Source organism: Desulfofundulus sp. (assembly GCF_049701015.1).
In the GTDB taxonomy this organism is placed as follows: domain Bacteria; phylum Bacillota; class Desulfotomaculia; order Desulfotomaculales; family Desulfovirgulaceae; genus Desulfofundulus.
This window is the reverse complement of sequence record NZ_JBNATZ010000423.1, coordinates 1-1,660: the sequence shown is the minus strand read 5'-3', so window position 1 is coordinate 1,660 and position 1,660 is coordinate 1. Positions and strand designations below refer to the sequence as shown.

Here is a 1,660-nt window from a genome sequence, read left to right as displayed (position 1 = left end):
GTCCCTCTTCCAGAGCCATCAATGCAAGTGTGCTTACGGCTTCGTATACGGAAAGCGTATGGAGCGTCCCCATCCCCGTGTGGCCGCTCCGGACAGCGTTGATCATCTGTCCCGCTTCGCCAACTCCACGGGCTTCACCCACTATAATCACATTGGGTGACAGCCTTAAGACAATTACAAAACACCTCCTCATGTCCCAGCCCAGCTCGGGATGCGCCTCCAGGGAAACTATGTCCCTGTCCGGGTACCACTCTTCTAAAAACAGCTCCCTGTCGGTCTCGAGGGTAACAATGCGCAGTCCCGGGTGCAAATACCTTACCAGAAAACGCAGAAGAGTCGTCTTCCCGGTATTCGCACTGCCGCTGATCAGGATGCTGGCACGGCCTTTAACCAGGACAGCCAGCAGGTTCAATAAATATTCGCTCATCGTGCCGCTCCCGGTGTAGCTGTCCTGTGTCATATCAAAAGTGCCGTGCCTCCTCAACACGAAGCAGGGTTCCTTGACCACGGGATACGTCAGCGCCGTAAGCCTGGTACCGTCAAGCCTCCGGGACTCGCATCCGGGGCTGCTCTCGTCCAGGTACGCCCTGTCGTGCTCCAGCATGCGGGCTATAATTTTGCGGATGTGTTCGCTGTCTTTAAAACAAATTTCTTCAGCACGCATATTTTTACCCTGGTACTGGTAGTAAATCTTCCGGGGGCCGTTGACGCGAATTTCGTCCACATGGGGCGTCCTGTAAAGACCTTCCACTACATCCAGGCCCCACAGGTACTCGTATATTTTCTGCGCGGCTTCTCCGTCGGGCATCCCGGGCACGGTCAGGCCGTATCTCTTCATTAACGACTCGACCGCGTCCCGGGCTTTTTCGTCGTACCCGGGCTGCCCGGCTTTGGCCAGCCAGAATATTTTTTCCAGCTCTTCCGTGTTGACGCGGGGATCGGCAAGCAGCTCCTGTATAATTGCAGTAGCTTCATGCAAGTGCCTTTCGCCGAGCCTGACGTTCACTATCCATCCCCCTCCTGACGAAATATTTCCAGCAGCGGTTCCCAGCCAGTTCCCCAAGCACCACCTCCCCTCAAGCTCCCCCGGCATCCCTGAAAGAGAGCGGCCTGGCATTTTGCCAGGCCGCATGGGAAACCGTCAGGTAACTAACTAGTTGACTGCGTATACCACGCTCGGAGCCGTACCAGTACTGTTCTGTCCTATCGTCCATCCCACGGACGTTGTCTCCGCAAAGTAATACTTCTTCCCGCCGTACTGGACATACTCGTACTTGCCGTCCTGCGGCAGCTCGTTGTCGTTCAACGCCACACCTGCGAGCATGTGCCCCATCCTGGGGTCAAGCACGCCGGGACGGTAGTAGAACAGCGCCACGTCATAGCCCATATTCTTGAGCAGTGCCGCGTAAAGAACCGACAGGGCATCGCAGTCCCCGCCCTCCACCAGGGTCTGGACCGGCAGCTGCGGCGGGTTCACGACATGATAGCCCCGGTTCTGCACCATCGCAAGTACCACCTGCGCCAGGTGGTACCTGTCCATACTGGGCAGGCTGCCCTTCAGCTGGTCCGCCACCCCGGAAAGGAAGCCGTAATTGTACTTTTCGGTCACCCACGGAGCCACGTTATAGTCAGCGTAGACCCCCTGCATCAGCCCTTTCAC

General features: G+C 57.1%; 1 protein-coding gene and 1 pseudogene. Both read right to left on the bottom strand.

Annotated features, from left to right (window positions below; genetic code table 11):
* Nucleotides 1-1,006, bottom strand: a 1,006-nt coding sequence (locus ACPLUI_RS15110) for an ATPase, T2SS/T4P/T4SS family (RefSeq protein WP_424661063.1), incomplete at its 3' end; no start/stop codon positions are given.
* Between the two features lie 147 nt (nucleotides 1,007-1,153).
* Nucleotides 1,154-1,660, bottom strand: a pseudogene (locus ACPLUI_RS15105) (hypothetical protein); the annotation flags it as partial.